The following is a 15,134-nucleotide window of genomic DNA, read 5'->3' as shown; positions in this document are numbered from 1 at the left end:
GCGGTCGAGGTGCGTCACAGCCACAGGGCCTCGGCGACGGCCACCCCCAAGAAGGCCGCGCCGAGGCCCACGACGACGCTTCCGATGGCGTTCGCAGCCGCGTAGAGCCGGGCCCCGCCCTCGGCGAGCCGCAGCGTCTCGTACGAGAAGGTCGAGTACGTCGTCAAGGCCCCGCACAGGCCCGTGCCGAGGAACAGCTGCGCGGAGGCGGAGGCGGCGCCCGCCGAGACGGCCCCGGCGAGCACGCCGAGGACCAGGCAGCCCACGACGTTGACGGTGAAGGTGCCCCACGGGAAGACGGTGTCGTGGCGGGCCCGCACCGCACGGTCGGTCAGGTGGCGCAGCGGGGCGCCGATCATCGCCCCGGCGATCACGGACAGCCAGTTCACCGGTCCTCCTCCCGTCCCACGTACCGGATGACCTCGCAGTCGTCCAGGATCACCAGGCCCTCCGCGACGAGTTCGTCGAGCTGCGGCAGGAACGCGCGGATCTTGTCCTCCGCGTCCACGATCACCACCGCGACCGGCAGGTCCTCGCCGAGGGAGAGCAGCCGGTGCGTGTGGATCAGCGACGAGGCGCCGAATCCCTCGATGCCCCGGAAGACGCTCGCCCCGGCGAGTCCGGCCCGGTGCGCGCGGTGCACGATCTCGGTGTAGAGCGGCTTGTGGTGCCAGAGGTCGGACTCCCCGATGAAGATCGTCACCCGCTGCGCCGTGCCCGTGAGCCTCGTCATGACCGCCTCCACGCCATCAGGCGGCGCGTGGTCCACGCCGCGCTCCACACCGCCGCGAGCGCCGCGAACAGCGTCAGTGCCAGATAGGCGAGGCCCGTGCGGACGTGGCCGCCGCTCACGAGTCGCTGGATGTCCACCGCGTACGTCGAGAAGGTGGTGAAGCCGCCGAGCACGCCCGTGCCGAAGAACGGCCGCACGAGGCGGTGCGCCGCCCACACCTCGGTGATCAGCACCATGAAGACGCCGATCACCGCGCATCCCACCGCGTTCACCAGGAGCGTCGGCCAGGGGAAGCCGTCGGGGGCGACGGGCCAGGCGAGGGACGCGCCGTAGCGCGCCGATGCCCCGATGGCGCCGCCGATCGCCACCACGGCGAGGACCGGCCCCTGCCCGTGCGCCGTCCCGCCCCGCCGCCGGCCGGGCGCGGACAGGTCGAGGTCGGGTTCCGCGGGTTCGCCGACCGCTTCGGGCCGCTGGGCTTCCATGGGTGTGCGCCTCCTACTCGCGTCGCCCGTCGCCGGGCGCACTCGTTCGCAAGTAGGGACCGTTGGCGGCATCCTTCGCCGCGGTTCGGGTACGGCGGGCCCCACCGCCGCGCGGCGCCCCCGAGGCCGGGCGCACCCGTGGTCCGGGGAAGATCACCCGGCCCGGAAGATCGCCGCTGACACCAGGCTAACCGCCCGGCCGGAACACCGCGTCACCAGGCTCCGGCAGGGCACGGCCGGGCGCGGCAGGCGGGACGTGAGGCCGGTGACCAGTTCGCGGGGCCTGTCGCGCGGTGGGCGCCGACACCTCGGGCGGCCACGCATTCGCGTCGAGGAGACCCAGTACGTAGGCGCGGGCCACCAGCGCCGTCCGGTTCTGGACCCGCAGCCGGCGGCAGAGCCGGGTCAGGTGGTAGTTGACGCCGTCGACGCCGATGCCGAGGGCGCGCGCCACCACCGCCGTCGTGGCGCCGCCCGCGACAAGCCGCAGGACACGCGCCTCCTGCGCGCTGAGTGCCGGGTGCGCGTAGTCCTCCCCCGCCTCCCCGGAACGCGTCGCGCCGCCCGGGCCCGACGCGGACGGCTGTGCCCGCTCCTGTGCCACGCGCAGCGTCACCAGCAGGGGCGGTGTCTCCTCCAGCGGATCGGTGACCGGCTCCACGGTCAGCCTGCCGTGGCGGACGACCTGCCCGGCCGTCCAGCTGACCTCGACCGGGTAGCGGGACCTGCGGCCGGAACGCATGGCCTCGTCGAGCTTGCGGAGCTGCTTCCTGTTGGTGGGCGTGAGCAGGTCCAGCAGCATGCGGTTCGCGACCCGGCCCGGCTGGAGTCCAAGGGCCCCCGCGAAGGCGGGGTTGGCGACGGAGACCAGCCCTTCGCCGCTGCTGATGGCGGTCGGCACCGGGGAGCGGTCGAGCAGGCTGAGGAACCTGCCCCGCCACACCGCCGCGTCCGCCACCTTCGGCCTGCCCGGATCCGCCGCGCCACCCCGCGGCCCACCGGCTGTTCGGGACACGTCCCGCCTCCTCTCCCTGCCCCCTCACACATGTCACCCCGGTCCGCGCAAGCGACTGCGCGGAAAAGCCCCCTACAAGATTATGTAGTTCTCGCGGCGGGCGGCCGTCCGGGTCACGGGACGGTGGAGTGCGCGCCCAGCACGTCGGGCGCTCAACTCCCCCACGTCCTTGGGAAGAGGCACTGGCCATGAGCGAATCCCCCACTGTCGAGGTCCACGGTCTCCGGAACGCCCCGGACCCCGGACCGCCCACCGTCGATGTCACGGCAACGGGGCTGAGCAGCACCCCCGTTCAGCAGGCCGTGGAGCTCGCGCGCCGGTACGGCCCGCTCTACGTCCGCCGCTACCACGGGCGCGACAGCGTCTGGGCCTCGTCCCTGGAACTGGTCGAGGAACTCTCCGACGAGACACGGTTCGCCAAGGGGGTCGGTCCCGCCCTGGAGAACGTCCGCGGCATCGCGGGTGACGGCCTGTTCACGGCGTACGACGACGAGCCCAACTGGGCGAAGGCGCACGACATCCTGCTCCCCGCCTTCGCCATGAACTCGATGCGTACGTACCACCCGCACATGCTGCGGGTCGCCCGGCGCCTCATCGCCTCCTGGGACGGGCGGTTCACGCCGGGCGCGGCGCAGTCCGCTCCGGTGGAGGTGTCGGAGGACATGACCAGGATGACCCTGGACACCATCGGCCTGTCCGGCTTCGGCTACGACTTCGAGTCCTTCGCCCGAACCGAGCCCCACCCCTTCGTCGCGGCCCTCGTACGCTCGCTCGGGCACAGTCAGGCGAAGCTGGCCCGGACGCCCGGCGGGGACTACTCCGCCGAGGACGCGGAGTTCGCCGCCGACGCCGCCTTCCTGGCGAGGGTCGTCGACGAGGTCATCGGGGCCCGCAAGGCGGCGGGCGACACCTCCACCGACGACCTGCTCGGCCTGATGCTGGGTTCCCCGCACCCCGGCAGCGGCGAGGTCCTGGACGAGGCCAACATCCGCAATCAGGTCATCACCTTCCTGATCGCCGGGCACGAGACGACCTCGGGCACGCTCTCCTTCGCCCTCTACCACCTCCTCAAGAACCCGGCGGTCCTGCACCGCGCACAGGCCGAGGTGGACGCGCTGTGGGGCAGCGCCCCCGACCCCGAGCCGTCGTACGAGGACGTGGGCCGCCTGCGTTACGTGCGTCAGGTCCTCAACGAGGCGCTGCGGCTGTGGCCCACCGCGCCCGCGTTCCAGCGCCGGGCCCTCGCCGACACGACGCTCGGCGGGCGCCACCGGATGAAGGCCGGCGAGTTCGTGGTCGTGCTCACGCCGATGCTGCACCGCGATCCGGTCTGGGGCGACAACGTCGAGGAGTTCGACCCGGATCGCTTCGCGCCCGAGGCCGAGGCGGTCCGCTCCCCACACGCGTACAAGCCGTTCGGGACCGGTGAACGCGCTTGCATCGGGCGGCAGTTCGCGCTGCACGAGGCCACCATGCTGCTCGGCATGCTCATCCACCGCTACCGGTTCATCGACCACCGTGGCTACGAGCTGAAGGTCAAGGAGACCCTCACCCTCAAGCCCGACGGTTTCACGATGACCCTGGCGGCACGCACCCCCGAGGACCGCGAGCGGAGCCGGTCCAACCTGCGGGAGCTGGTCTCCCTCACCCGCGAGGACGGCACGGCGGGCGCGGCCGACCGCCGCCCGGCGGACGGGCTGCCGACGCGCGTACCGGCGGGCACCGCGCTGACCGTGCTGCACGGCTCCAACTTCGGGACCTGCCGTACGTACGCGCAGCAGCTCGGCGAGGAGGCCGCCGACCTGGGCTTCGACGTGCGCGTCGCGCCCTTGGACGAAGCCGCGGGCGCGCTGCCCACCGGGACGCCGGTGGTGATCGTCGCCGCCTCCTACAACGGCCGGCCGACCGACGACGCGCGCGCGTTCCTGTCCTGGCTGACGGACGCGGCACCGGACGCGGCCACCGGCGTGCGGTACGCGGTGCTCGGCGTCGGCGACCGCAACTGGGCGGCGACCTACCAGCGGGTGCCCACCCTCATCGACGACGCGCTCGCCGCGTCGGGCGCGACCCGGCTCCTGGAGCGCGCCGAAGCCGACGCCTCCGGGGACCTGTCCGGTGCGGTACGGCACTTCGCCTCGGCGCTGCGGGACACACTGCTGCGGCGGTACGGCGACCCGGAGAGCGTCGGGGCCGCCGACACCGCCGCCCCGGCCAGGACGTACGACGTCGTGGAGGTCACCGGCGGGCCGCTGGACGCGCTCGCCGCGCGGCACGGCACGGTGGCGATGACGGTCGTGGAGAGCGCCGACCTCGTCGACATGACACATCCGGCGGCCCGCCCGAAGCGGTTCCTGCGCGTCGCGCTCCCTGGCGGCGTGACCTACCGCACCGCCGACCACCTGACCGTGCTCCCCGCCAACGCGCCGGAGTCGGTCGAGCGCGCGGCGGCCGTGCTCGGCGTCGGTCTGGACACGGTCCTGAACATCCGGGCGCACCGGCCCGGCCGGGCCACCCTGCCGCTCGACCGCCCGGTCACCGCCCGTGAACTCCTCACCCGCTACGTCGAGTTGGGCGACGCACCGACCCCAGCTCAGGCCGCGCTGCTCGCCGAGCACAACCCGTGCCCGCCCGAGCGGATCTCCCTGGAACAACTGGCCGCCGACCCCGAGGCGTTGGCGGCCCGGCAGGGCGGTCTGCTCGATCTGGTCGAGGACCACCCGGCGCTGCGGGGGCGACTGCCGTGGCCCGTGCTGCTCGAACTGCTGCCGTCGATCAGGACCCGCCATTACTCGATCTCGTCGTCGCCCGCCGCCTCACCGGGCCACGCGGACCTGATGGTCTCCCTCCTGTCGGCCCCGGACCGCTCCGGTCGCGGCACCTTCCGCGGCACGGGATCCTCGTACCTCCACGGCCTGCGGCCCGGTGACACCCTCCACGCGCGCGTGCAGCCCTGCCGGGATGCCTTCCGTCTGCCGGACGACGCGCGGACGCCGGTCATCATGGTCGGCGCGGGCACCGGCCTCGCACCCTTCCGCGGAGTGATCGCCGACCGCCTGGCGCGGTCACGCGAGGGCGCCGAACTGGCCCCGGCGCTCTGCTACTTCGGCTGCGACCACCCCGACGTCGACTACCTGCACCGCGCGGAGCTCGAGGACGCGGAACGCGCGGGCGCGGTGTCCATGCGTCCCGCGTTCTCCAAGGCCCCCGGGGGCGACGTGTTCTACGTCCAGCACCGCATCGCGGCCGAGGGCGAGGAGATCTGGCGGCTGCTGGAGGCCGGAGCCGTCGTGCGGGTCTGCGGCGACGGCTCCCGGATGGCCCCGGGCGTGCGCGAGGCGTTCCAGCGCGTTCGTACGAAGTACGCGGGTGGCGACGCCGCGGCGGCCGAGGCCTGGTGGGCGGAGCTGGTCGACGCGGGACGCTACGTCGAGGACGTCTACGCCGGCAGCTGACGGCGCGGCAGGGCCGCCGGAGGTTGTCAGTGACCGGCGGACTTGATCCGGGCGGTCAGCAGGTTCGGGTCCTCGTCGGTGAAGTAGGCGCCGCTGGCGACGTACGCCTTGGTGCCGCGCATGGCGAGGGACGTCGGGTTCTGGAGGCCGTCGGCGGCGGTCAGCACGGTGGTGTGCCGACCGTCCGGCCGCACCAGGGCGACCTCGTTGTCCGCGTTGATCGCGGCCAGCAGGGTGTCGCCGCGGCCGGTGAACGCGAAGTCGTCGATGTCGACGAGTCCGGTGGCCCGGACCTCCAGGGGCCCCGGGGCGCCGTGCCGCACGATCGGGATGCGCAGCACGGTGCCCCTGTCGAGGTTGGTGACCCAGGCCGCGCCGCGGTGGATCTTCACGCCGTTGGCTCCGAGGAAGCCGGTCCGCGCCAGCTCGGGGGCGGCGGCCCACTTGGTGGGGGTGCCGCCGCAAGTGGGCACGCGCCAGACCGCGCCGAGGGCCGAGTCGGTGGCGTACAGCTGTCCGCCGCGCTCGTCGAGGGCCAGGCCGTTCGGCAGCCCCTCGGGCGGGAGCGCGGCGATGCGCTGCGGGGTGCCTCCCGGGCGCAGCCGCCATACGCCGGTCAGGTCGCCGCTGCCGGTGGCGTACAGGAAGTACAGCGTTCCGTCGTCCGCGCGGACGATCCCGCCGAGGAACGGTGAGGACAGGACGGGGGTGCTGCTGCCGGCCGGCGGGGCCGGCAGGGTCGCGAGGACACGTACCCGGCCGTCGGGGCCGATGCGGGCGATCTGGCGGCTGAAGGCGAAGGTGACGTAGGCGGCGCCACCCGGCCCGAGGGTGATGTTCTCCGGGCGCTGTCCGGCGGCCATGTCCAGGTGCGACACGATGCGTACGTGCGCCACCGGGGCGCTCGCCGCGTGCGCGTGGCCGGCGACGGCGGTCAGGGCCACGGCGGTGACGACCGCCGTGGTCAGGAGGTGGCGCCGCCGTGGCGCCAGGGTGGGACTCGGCATCCTGTGCTCTTCTCTGGTCTTCTGCGGTCTGCTCTGCGGTCTGCTCTGGGGTCTTCTCTATGGCCGGTCCGGGCTGTTCGCCGCTCGGGCCCGGGGCCGGCCGCGCTCAGCGGCCGGCGCGGACCTCGCGGGAGGCACGCAGGATCAGGTCGGTGACGGGGCCGGGGTCACTGACGGAGACCGCGTGGGGCGCGCGGACCGTGACGGTGTGGGCGCGGGCGCGGCGGGCCATCCAACGTTCGGCGGCCGGCGGGATGTTGCGGTCCCCGGTGGCCACGAGGTACCAGCTCGGGATCTTCTTCCACGCCGCGGCCGTGGCCGGCTCCTGGAGCGCGGCGAGGGCGATCGGGCGCTGCCCGACGGCCATGACCTGCGCGGTCTTGGTCGGCACCCCGGCCGCGAACTGCTCGCGGAACAGCTCCTTCTTGATGACCAGCTCGGTGCCCTCGCCGCCGCCGGGCAGCGGGTAGGTCTGGGTGGCGGTGGCCTGCCCGAGGGTGCTTCCTGGGTACTTGTCGGTGAGGCCGAGCGCGCTCTCGCCGATGTCGGGGACGAAGGCGGCGATGTACACCAGCGCCTTGACGCGCGGGGCGTCGGCGGCGGCCTGGCTGATGACGGCACCGCCGTAGGAGTGGCCCACGAGGACGACCGGTCCGGACACGCTGTCGAGGACGCTGCGGATGTAGGCGGCGTCGCTCTTGAGCCCGCGCAGCGGGAGCGCGGGCGCGAGGACGCGGTGGCCGCGGCGCCGGAGGCGCTCCACGACACCGCTCCAGCTGGAGGCGTCGGCGAACGCTCCGTGGATCAGGACGACGGTGGGTCCGGCCGGACGCCACCGGGGTTCGACCGGCCGGGCGGTCGCGGCCGCCGGGGCCGAGGAGGTGATACCGGCGGTGCCGAGTGCGGCGGCGCCAGCGAAGAGGGAGGCGGTCACGGTGCGACGTGAGAGGGGCGCGTTCATCGTTCGCTTTCTGAGGAGGGAGGCGGGCGCGGCCGGATCAGCGGGAGGTGGCCTCAACGGCCTTCTCGATCAGATCGACGACGCGCCGGGGGTGGGAGAGCATCACCAGGTGCGAGGAGTCGACCTCGACGGTGGTCATGCCGGCCCGCTGGTAGCCGTAGCGCTCCACGTCGGGGTTGATGGTGCGGTCGGAGGCGGCGACCAGGCCCCAGGAGGGCTTCGTCCGCCAGGCCGCGACCGGCGCGGCCTCGCCGAACGCCTGGGCGGCCAGGGGCCGCTGGGAGACGGCGAGGACGTAGGCGAGGTCGGGGTCGACGTCCGCGGCGAAGATGGCCGGGAACTTGTCGACGCGTACGGACACGTCGATGCCCGGGGTGTCCGACCCCTCGACCGGGATGGGCGTCTGGACGAGCGCGGCGGCGAGGTCGGAGTCCGGGAAGCGGCCCTGGAGCTCACCGAGGCTCTCCCCCTTCTCCAGGGCGTAGCCGGCCAGGTAGACAAGGGCCCGGACGTTGTCCTCGGCGCCTGCGACGGTGATGACGGCGCCGCCGTAGGAGTGCCCGACCAGGACGACGGGGCCGGGGATCTGCCGGACGATCGAGGCGACGTACGCGGCGTCCCCGATGAGGCTGCGGTTGGGCACGGCGGGGGCCACGACGTCCAGGCCGCGGGCGATCAGGGCGGGGATGACGCGGGCGTAGCTGGACGCGTCGGCGAAGGCGCCGTGGACCAGGACGACGGTGGGCTTTTCGGTGCCGTACATGAGTAACTCCGTTGTCAGGAAGGGTGGTTGGGGCGCTCGCGAGGGGCACGCACTCCAGGGACATACGGAGTATTGAGGACGAGGGCCGGGGCGCTTTGACTGTCCGCGTCCTGGTTCTGGCCTGTGCGTGCCATGCGGGGGTCCCCCGCTATCGGGAAGGCCGGGGCATGGTCAAGCGGCGCTCATTCCCCGGCGGTGTCGTCCTGCGAAAGCAGTTCGTGCACGTGTCGCAGGACGTCGAGCTGAGCCTCGTTGTAGAACTCGACCAGCGCCTGCACGACGACCGACTGGGTGATCGCCCCGTCGGGCGCGTCCGGGGGGGGGACTCGAACTGTGCACCGACGTCGCTGCGGGGTGCCGCGAGTTGCTCCTTGAGAGCGGACATCGCCGCGGGGGTGAGGAAGCTGGAGAGCGCCAGCAGGAGGGATCGCCGCGCCTCCGGCAGATCGTCGGCTAGCGCCTTGAAGTCCGCGGTCAAGTCGCTCGAGGCCCGGTTGTCCAGGATCGCCGCCAATTCCCGTCGCATCCGCTGCCGGCGTTCGGTACTCGCCGCTAGTTCCGTGTCCAGAACGCGCAGGGTCAGCTCCCCCTTCTCGTCGGCGGCTTCGACCGAGGGGATGTCCGACAGATGCACCGACTGGGCGCTGGGCGAAGCCGGGTTCCATCGCCTTGAGCTGCGGCATTCGGCGAGCAACCTGGCATCGTGCCGTGTGGCGGTCAAAGCCGGTTCCGCCCGAGAAGGCGTCCGTCGCGATGCACTGCTGCATGCGGACGGCTGGCACGACATGCATCTCCACGCTCGCGTCCGATAGCAACGAGCAACGGTTTCACCGTCGCCTGACTCTGACTCGGCCCCGGGTTTCGCCAGCGGCGTCTGGTCCTGAGTGAGTGACTCTGCCAAAAATCTTGTCCACTACCCCTTTCGCCCCGGCGCTCGATGGTCGGGGCCCTTAATGGGCATTGAGACAAGCGGCTGTACTGGTAGCTGGTGGCTTCCGGGTGAAGACGGGGCCGCCCGTCCTGTACGGCTGCCGCTAGATGGTCGTTCGCCATGCTCGTTGGCGTGGAATGGCCTGCCGTCCAGGAAGTTCTGGAAGGTGGTTGGCGGCCGTGGCTGGTGCTCTGATGGCGGCGACAGGTGTGCGTTGATCCGCTCGATGTTCACAGCGATGGCGGTGAGGACATGCTGGACATGGGTTTTGTCCTCACCTCGTTGGCGGCAGCGGCGCAGACCGTGGCTGCGGATGAACTCGCTGAGGGTGCTTTCGATGCCTGCGCGCATCGCGTGGTTCGCCTGCTATTCCGCGGTCTGCTGTGCGTCCCGGGCCCTGATTTGCCGCTCGTAGAGCTCCTGGGAGAGGAAATTGAGCAGGCGTGCGTCGGAACGGGTGCAGCTGGCTTTGACTGGGCACGGCCCGCAGTCGTTCTTGGCGAACTTGACGCGGACGTAGGGCGTCATGGAGGGCGGGGTCGACCATTCTCTGCTCAGCTTGCCCTCCGGGCAGGTGACCCGCTCTTGCTCCCAGTCGATGGCGAAAGTGTCGCGATCAAAGGCGTTGCACGGACGCTCATGGCCGTAGTGGCCTCGGGGTTGCTCGCGCGGGCAACCCGGGCAGTCAACTCCGGTACCTGCGGGCCGGGACCGAGACGGACACGCATTCCGATCACCTCCGGGACGGCGGATTCTCACACCGTCCCGCTGCGTCAGCACCCGGCACCCGGCACCCTTCAACCCCGCCCCGCATGGGTGAGGCAGGGAACGGACGTGCGGCAGCGTCTCAGACGGCTCACCGGCCCCACACGCCTCTCTGGCGGCGTTCGCAAGAGCGTTACAGCCAGCGCGCCATCCATCATGCCAAGCCATTGAACAGGGCGAACTCCCGCTGCGGGCATTCCGAGGACTGTAGCGATCACACTGCCGACCCCGTGGTCCTCAAGATTCCCGACAGAACCAGCTACTTACCCGACTACACGGAAGCCAGGCCCGTCACCCAGGCCCGATCCATAGCTACGGTCGGCATCATCCAGCGTCGCGCTTCCGTACTCGCCGCCTGCGACCCATTCGACCTTCACCTTGAAGTGAACGTCCCGCTTCGCAGGGTCGACTCTGAGGGTGAGCTGTTTTGGCTGGTCAGGGGAGATCGTGAAGGGGAAGTCCGTGCGGTCAGCCACGGACTTCTTACCCCGGGGGACGACAGGGACCGGACGCTGCTCAAGATTCACGTCGAATGCGGGGTCGTGCACCGTATCACCGCAGTCGGCCGAAGGCTCCTTCTTGCTGTGGGGCGGCACCTTGCTGAACACGACGGTGACGTCGATACCCGTCACCAAGACCGTCCTGTCCGTCTTGGTTTCCAGGGTGATGGGAAAGACAGCAGGCACGCAGGGCCCGGGGGAGCTTGCGTAGGCCGTCAACCCAGGTGGATTCGCCTGGGCTGCGAGCCACCCGCTTACGCTCTGCAATGCCCAGAGCGCGAAGGCTCCCGCTAATGGCAGCACGACGAGCGTGGCCCAGTTGTTCCGGTCCCACAGCGCTGACCACTGGTGCCTCAGCGTCGCGCTCTCCGGCGTGGCTTCCGGTCCTGCACCCGAGTCGGACTGCTGCATTGGCCCGTTCGTAACCGGTCCGGTGCTGCGCTCGGGCTGCTGCGACGAACCGTGCGGGTCTTCAGCCAACTCTCCTCCGGTGGCTCCGTGATGTCCGAACCGCAGATTGTCTCCCGACTTCTGGCGGATCCGCCTATCGATTACTCGCCAGATCTATGCGTGAGCCGAACACTCCGAGCGGCGGGAGCGTCACGAGCGCCGTACTCAACTGTCGTCCTGCGGTCACCAGGGGGCTCCCGCGCTGGACGGTGTACCGGCCGCGGCCTGCGGGTCGGGGAGCCGGGTCGCTCGCAGCCACCCCCGTCGTGGAACGCCCTGCCCCCTGACAGTTCGAGTGACAGGGGGCGAGGCGTTGTCACCGGGTGGCTATCCGAGCCAGGTGATGGTGAGGACGGACAGGCGGCGCAGGGGCCTGTTCACCGTTGCCGAGCCGAAAGTTGTCAACGGCGGAGCCGGGTGCACCGGTGAGATGGATCGGTCGAAGCGACCTGGTTGTCACCAGCGAGGCACGCGGCTTGTCTCAAACGCTCATGCGGCAGCCTTTCTGGCAGGCGCTGCTTGACCTTGCCGCTGGCGGCAGGGTTGCACGATGACCGGCATGAACAGCACCGCACCAACGAGCAGCAGGGTCGTCGCCGTCACCGGAGCCGGCACTGGGATTGGCCGGGCCACTGCCCGCGCCTTCGCCGCTGAGGGCGCCCACGTGATCGCGATCGGGCGGCGGGTCGAGCCCCTAGAGGAGACCGTGGCCGGGCACGACCGGATCACGCCGCTGGCCGCCGACATCACCGCCGAGGACGGGCCGGATCGGATCATCCGGGCCGTGCTGGAGACACACGGCCGACTGGACGTGCTGGTCAACAACGCCGGCATCGTGCGCGGCGGCGCTTTGGGCACGCTGACGCCGGAGACGATCACAGCTCAGCTTGCCACCAACTTGGTCGCCCCCATCCTGCTGGCCCAGGCCGCGCTGCCCCTCCTGGAGACGTCGGGCGGGGTGATCGTCAATGTCAGTACGTCGGTGGGGCAGCGGGCCTGGCCCGGCAGCTCGGTCTATGCGGCCACAAAGACCGCTCTGGAGCTGCTGACCCGCAGTTGGGCGGTCGAGCTGGCGCCCCGCGGGATCCGCGTGGTGGCAGTCGCTCCCGGCGCGATCGACACTCCCATCGGCGAGCACCAGGGCCTGACGCCGGAGCGGATGGCAGCGGTGCGGGAGTGGCAGCTGGCACACACCCCACTGGCCCGGATCGGCCGTCCTGAGGAGGTGGCCTGGGCAGTCACGCAGCTTGCCGCACCGGCCGCCTCCTTCGTCACCGGAGTGGTACTCCCCGTCGACGGCGGAGCGGTCGTGGCGTGATAGGAGTGGTCCGGGAGGTGCGAAGGGTGCGGATCGGTGAGCTGGCCAGGGCGACAGGGACGACCGCCCGTGCGCTGCGGCACTACGAGCAAGCCGGACTGATCTCCTCGCAGCGGGCCCCCAACGGCTACCGCGTCTACGACGAGCGGGCCGTGGTGCGCGTCGGCAACATCCGCTACCTGCTGGCCGCCGGGCTCACCCTGGACGACGTGCGGGTGTTCGCGCCGTGTCTGGACGGTGATGTGGCCGCCGCACCGCCCTCGGGCAAGGGCCTGCAGGTCGCGCTGCAACGTCTGGCAGTCCTCAACCAACGCATCGCCGCCCAGACCGAGGCCCGCGACCGGCTGCAAACCGCGTTGCAACAGGCAGTCGGTGGCCAAGTCCGCCCGGTAGCCTGACCGACCGCCTCATGACGTCGGCCGAAGCCCTGGGCGTCACTACGCGAGAAGTGACAACAAGTTGGCTCGGTGACATCCACCGTGCCTCGGCTCAATTGCGGTCGATGGGCTGAGCCGAAGCTCAGGAGTTGTCACCGGCGAAGCCGGACGAGCTGGCGGAGAAGACCAGTCGAGGCACGTTGGTTGTCACCGATCAGGCATCCCACTTGTCACAACCGCCCGTCCGGCAGAATTTCTGTCACCAGTACTGAAAATCCTTAGCTTGTTCTTTCTCTTCTGGCCTCGAATGATGCCCCGAACGTAGTCACCCACCTAGGCATTCGCCGGACATGAGGGCGGCCTTCGTCTGATCCTGAGCTCCGTCACGAGGAGAATCAGCCGAAGGCCGTTGTCATGAGTGTGGTGTGCCCGGATGTCCGGCGGGAAGCGTTCGCGGAGGCGTCACGCTTCCGAGCAGAGTTCTATGAGTGTCTGACCGCCCGGCGTGACGAAACGTTCGAACTGGCCGACGCGCTGTTGTGCGTCGACGGGGCGGTTACCTCGCCGGTGGACCTGACGATGGTGCCCGAGCACCGGCGTGGGCACGGCGCGTAACGGCCCCACGGGCTCCGGCACCCCCCCCTCGCTCACCCCGCCAGGTTGCGCAGGAAACGCGCGGCCACGGGGCCCGCGTCGGCGCCGCCGGAGCCGCCGTCCTCCAGGAGCACCGCCCACGCGAGGTCGGAGTCGCCCTGGTAGCCGATCATCCACGCGTGGGTGCGCGGCGGCTTGGCGGTGCCGTACTCGGCGGTGCCGGTCTTGGCGTGGGGCCGGCCGGGCAGGTCCTTCAGCGCGCGGGCGGAACCGGAGGTCACGGTGGCGCGCATCAGCTCGCGCAACCGGGCGCTCACCTCTCCGTCCAGGGCGACCGGGGCGTCGTACTTCTTCTTCACGGCGTCCGGCACCAGCACCGGCTGCTTGAACTCGCCGCTCTTGACGGTGGCCGCGACGGACGCCATCACCAGCGGCGAGGCCTGGACGCGCGCCTGGCCGATGGTCGCGGCGGCCTTGTCGTTGTCGCTGTTGCTGACGGGGACACTGCCGTCGTACGTGGTGGTGCCCACGTCCCAGCTGCCGCCGATGCCGAACGGGCGGGAGGCGTCGCGCAGATCGGTGTCGGACAGGCGGCTGCGGGCGTTGACGAAGTACGTGTTGCAGGAGTGCGCGAAGACGTCCGCGAAGGTGGCACCGGCCGGGAGGTCGAACTGGTCCTGGTTCTCGAAGCGCTGCCCGTCGACGCGCGCGAACTTCGGGCAGGCGGCGCGGTCCTCGGGTCGCAGGCCGCCCTTGAGGAGAGCCGCCGCGGTGACCACCTTGAAGACGGAGCCGGGCGGATAGCGCCCTTCGAGGGCGCGGTTGAGGCCGCCGGGGCGGTTCACGGCGGCGCGTATGTGGCCGTTGGACGGGTCGACGGCGACGATGGCCGCCTTGTCGTCGACGCCGGTCAGGGCCTTGGCCGCCGCCTCCTGGACGCGCGGGTCGATGGTGGTGCGCACCGGGCGGCCCCCGGCCTTCTCCGCCTTGGTCAGTTCCTTGACGGCGCGTCCGCTGCGGCGGTCCGCGACCACCAGGGATCTGCTGTTCCCGCCACCGGACAGGACGTCGTCGTAGCGGGCCTCCAGGCCTGAGGTGCCCTTGCCGCTGACCGGGTCGACGGTGCCGACGAGGCTGCTGGCCCGCAGCGGGTCGCCGTTGCCGTCGAGCACCTTCGCCCGGGTGTCGCCGCCCTTGAGCGCGAGCGTCTGCCCCGGCTTCAGCTCCGGATGGATCATCGGTGAGGTGAACTCGACCTTCCAGGCGCCCGATACCCGGTGCACTTGAGCCCGCGACTCCCAAGAGACCTTGCCCGCGCCAGGGACCGCCATGGTCACGGTGAAGGGGAACTCCGCCTTCCGATCGTCTTCCAGCTGTCCTTCGCCGTCGACGATCGTGGTCCTGGAGGGCTTGAGGTTGGTCAGCACCGAGGTGAGGAGGGAGGCGGCGCCGTCGGGGGTGTCGGTGTGGCTCGCCGCCTTCCGCGCGTCCTTCGCGGCCCACGCGTCGAGGAACGCCGTCAAGGGCTTGCGGGCGGACGCCAGTCGTGGGTCCTCGTCCTGCGTGTCGTCGCCCACCAGGGCGTAGACGCCGTATCCGCCTCCCCCGAGCAGGAGGAGGCTCACGAAGATGCCGAGCAGTCGCCGCTCCCGCCGTGACCGCCCGTAGGGGGCGGGGCGGGTACGGGTGTCGGTGCGCGTCAAGGTGCTCTCCGTTTCGCATCGGGCCTGGACATGGTCCTTGTGGAGGCCGACGGGCCGGCCCCTTCGGGAGTCAAGCCCGC

12 protein-coding genes and 2 pseudogenes are annotated in these 15,134 nt (G+C 71.3%); 5 read left to right on the top strand and 9 right to left on the bottom strand.

The window, feature by feature from the left end; translation table 11 throughout:
- Positions 1–14: 14 nt before the first annotated feature.
- The 4 genes from crcB (KKZ08_RS36055) to KKZ08_RS36040 form a co-directional block, all read right to left on the bottom strand.
- Positions 15–389, bottom strand: coding sequence for a fluoride efflux transporter CrcB (crcB, locus tag KKZ08_RS36055; RefSeq protein WP_223778440.1), 375 nt, complete (start codon positions 387–389; stop codon positions 15–17).
- Complete coding sequence (locus KKZ08_RS36050) at positions 386–733, bottom strand: DUF190 domain-containing protein (RefSeq protein ID WP_223778439.1); 348 nt, start codon at positions 731–733, stop codon at positions 386–388. Before KKZ08_RS36050 ends, crcB (KKZ08_RS36055) begins: the two co-directional genes overlap by 4 nt.
- Entirely contained in the window at positions 730–1,218 is a 489-nt protein-coding gene (gene crcB / locus KKZ08_RS36045; RefSeq protein WP_223778438.1) for a fluoride efflux transporter CrcB, read from the bottom strand. Before crcB (KKZ08_RS36045) ends, KKZ08_RS36050 begins: the two co-directional genes overlap by 4 nt.
- A gap of 187 nt (positions 1,219–1,405) precedes the next feature.
- Positions 1,406–2,233, bottom strand: a complete 828-nt coding sequence (locus KKZ08_RS36040) for a LuxR C-terminal-related transcriptional regulator (protein WP_223778437.1) — start codon at positions 2,231–2,233, stop codon at positions 1,406–1,408.
- 188 nt (positions 2,234–2,421) lie between these two features.
- Here KKZ08_RS36040 and KKZ08_RS36035 point away from each other — a divergent pair, with 188 nt between their 5' ends.
- Positions 2,422–5,685, top strand: coding sequence for a cytochrome P450 (locus KKZ08_RS36035; protein WP_223778436.1), 3,264 nt, complete (start codon positions 2,422–2,424; stop codon positions 5,683–5,685).
- Positions 5,686–5,711: 26 nt separating this feature from the next.
- Here KKZ08_RS36035 and KKZ08_RS36030 read toward each other — a convergent pair whose 3' ends face one another.
- The 3 genes from KKZ08_RS36030 to KKZ08_RS36020 form a co-directional block, all read right to left on the bottom strand.
- Positions 5,712–6,692, bottom strand: a complete 981-nt coding sequence (locus KKZ08_RS36030; RefSeq protein WP_223778435.1) for a hypothetical protein — start codon at positions 6,690–6,692, stop codon at positions 5,712–5,714.
- A gap of 106 nt (positions 6,693–6,798) precedes the next feature.
- On the bottom strand, positions 6,799–7,653 hold the full coding sequence (locus KKZ08_RS36025) for an alpha/beta hydrolase (RefSeq protein WP_223778434.1): 855 nt from the start codon (positions 7,651–7,653) through the stop codon (positions 6,799–6,801).
- Positions 7,654–7,690: 37 nt separating this feature from the next.
- Positions 7,691–8,416 (bottom strand): alpha/beta hydrolase, encoded by a 726-nt coding sequence (locus KKZ08_RS36020; protein ID WP_223778433.1) that lies wholly within the window; start codon positions 8,414–8,416, stop codon positions 7,691–7,693.
- A gap of 638 nt (positions 8,417–9,054) precedes the next feature.
- On the opposite strand from KKZ08_RS36020, the pseudogene KKZ08_RS36015 reads away from it, so the two are divergent.
- Positions 9,055–9,228, top strand: a pseudogene (locus KKZ08_RS36015) (GNAT family protein); the annotation flags it as partial.
- A gap of 1,147 nt (positions 9,229–10,375) precedes the next feature.
- On the opposite strand, the gene KKZ08_RS36005 reads toward KKZ08_RS36015, so the two are convergent.
- Positions 10,376–11,023: a hypothetical protein gene (locus KKZ08_RS36005; RefSeq protein WP_223778432.1), complete on the bottom strand. Its 648-nt coding sequence runs from the start codon at positions 11,021–11,023 to the stop codon at positions 10,376–10,378.
- A gap of 589 nt (positions 11,024–11,612) precedes the next feature.
- Between KKZ08_RS36005 and KKZ08_RS36000 the strand changes: the two genes are divergently transcribed.
- The 3 genes and pseudogenes from KKZ08_RS36000 to KKZ08_RS35990 all read left to right on the top strand — a co-directional run.
- Complete coding sequence (locus KKZ08_RS36000) at positions 11,613–12,380, top strand: SDR family oxidoreductase (RefSeq protein WP_223778431.1); 768 nt, start codon at positions 11,613–11,615, stop codon at positions 12,378–12,380.
- Positions 12,381–12,406: 26 nt separating this feature from the next.
- Positions 12,407–12,778: a MerR family transcriptional regulator gene (locus KKZ08_RS35995; RefSeq protein ID WP_223779331.1), complete on the top strand. Its 372-nt coding sequence runs from the start codon at positions 12,407–12,409 to the stop codon at positions 12,776–12,778.
- Positions 12,779–13,171: 393 nt separating this feature from the next.
- Positions 13,172–13,369, top strand: a pseudogene (locus KKZ08_RS35990) (transposase); the annotation flags it as partial.
- 35 nt (positions 13,370–13,404) lie between these two features.
- Here KKZ08_RS35990 and KKZ08_RS35985 read toward each other — a convergent pair.
- A complete protein-coding gene (locus KKZ08_RS35985) occupies positions 13,405–15,054 on the bottom strand; it encodes a penicillin-binding transpeptidase domain-containing protein (protein WP_223778430.1) in 1,650 nt (549 codons plus the stop codon).
- Positions 15,055–15,134: the final 80 nt, after the last annotated feature.

The sequence above is a fragment of the Streptomyces sp. 135 genome (assembly GCF_020026305.1).
Taxonomy (GTDB): Bacteria; Actinomycetota; Actinomycetes; order Streptomycetales; family Streptomycetaceae; genus Streptomyces.
Note: the sequence above shows the minus strand (reverse complement) of the source record. Positions and strands in the feature narration are given on the sequence as shown.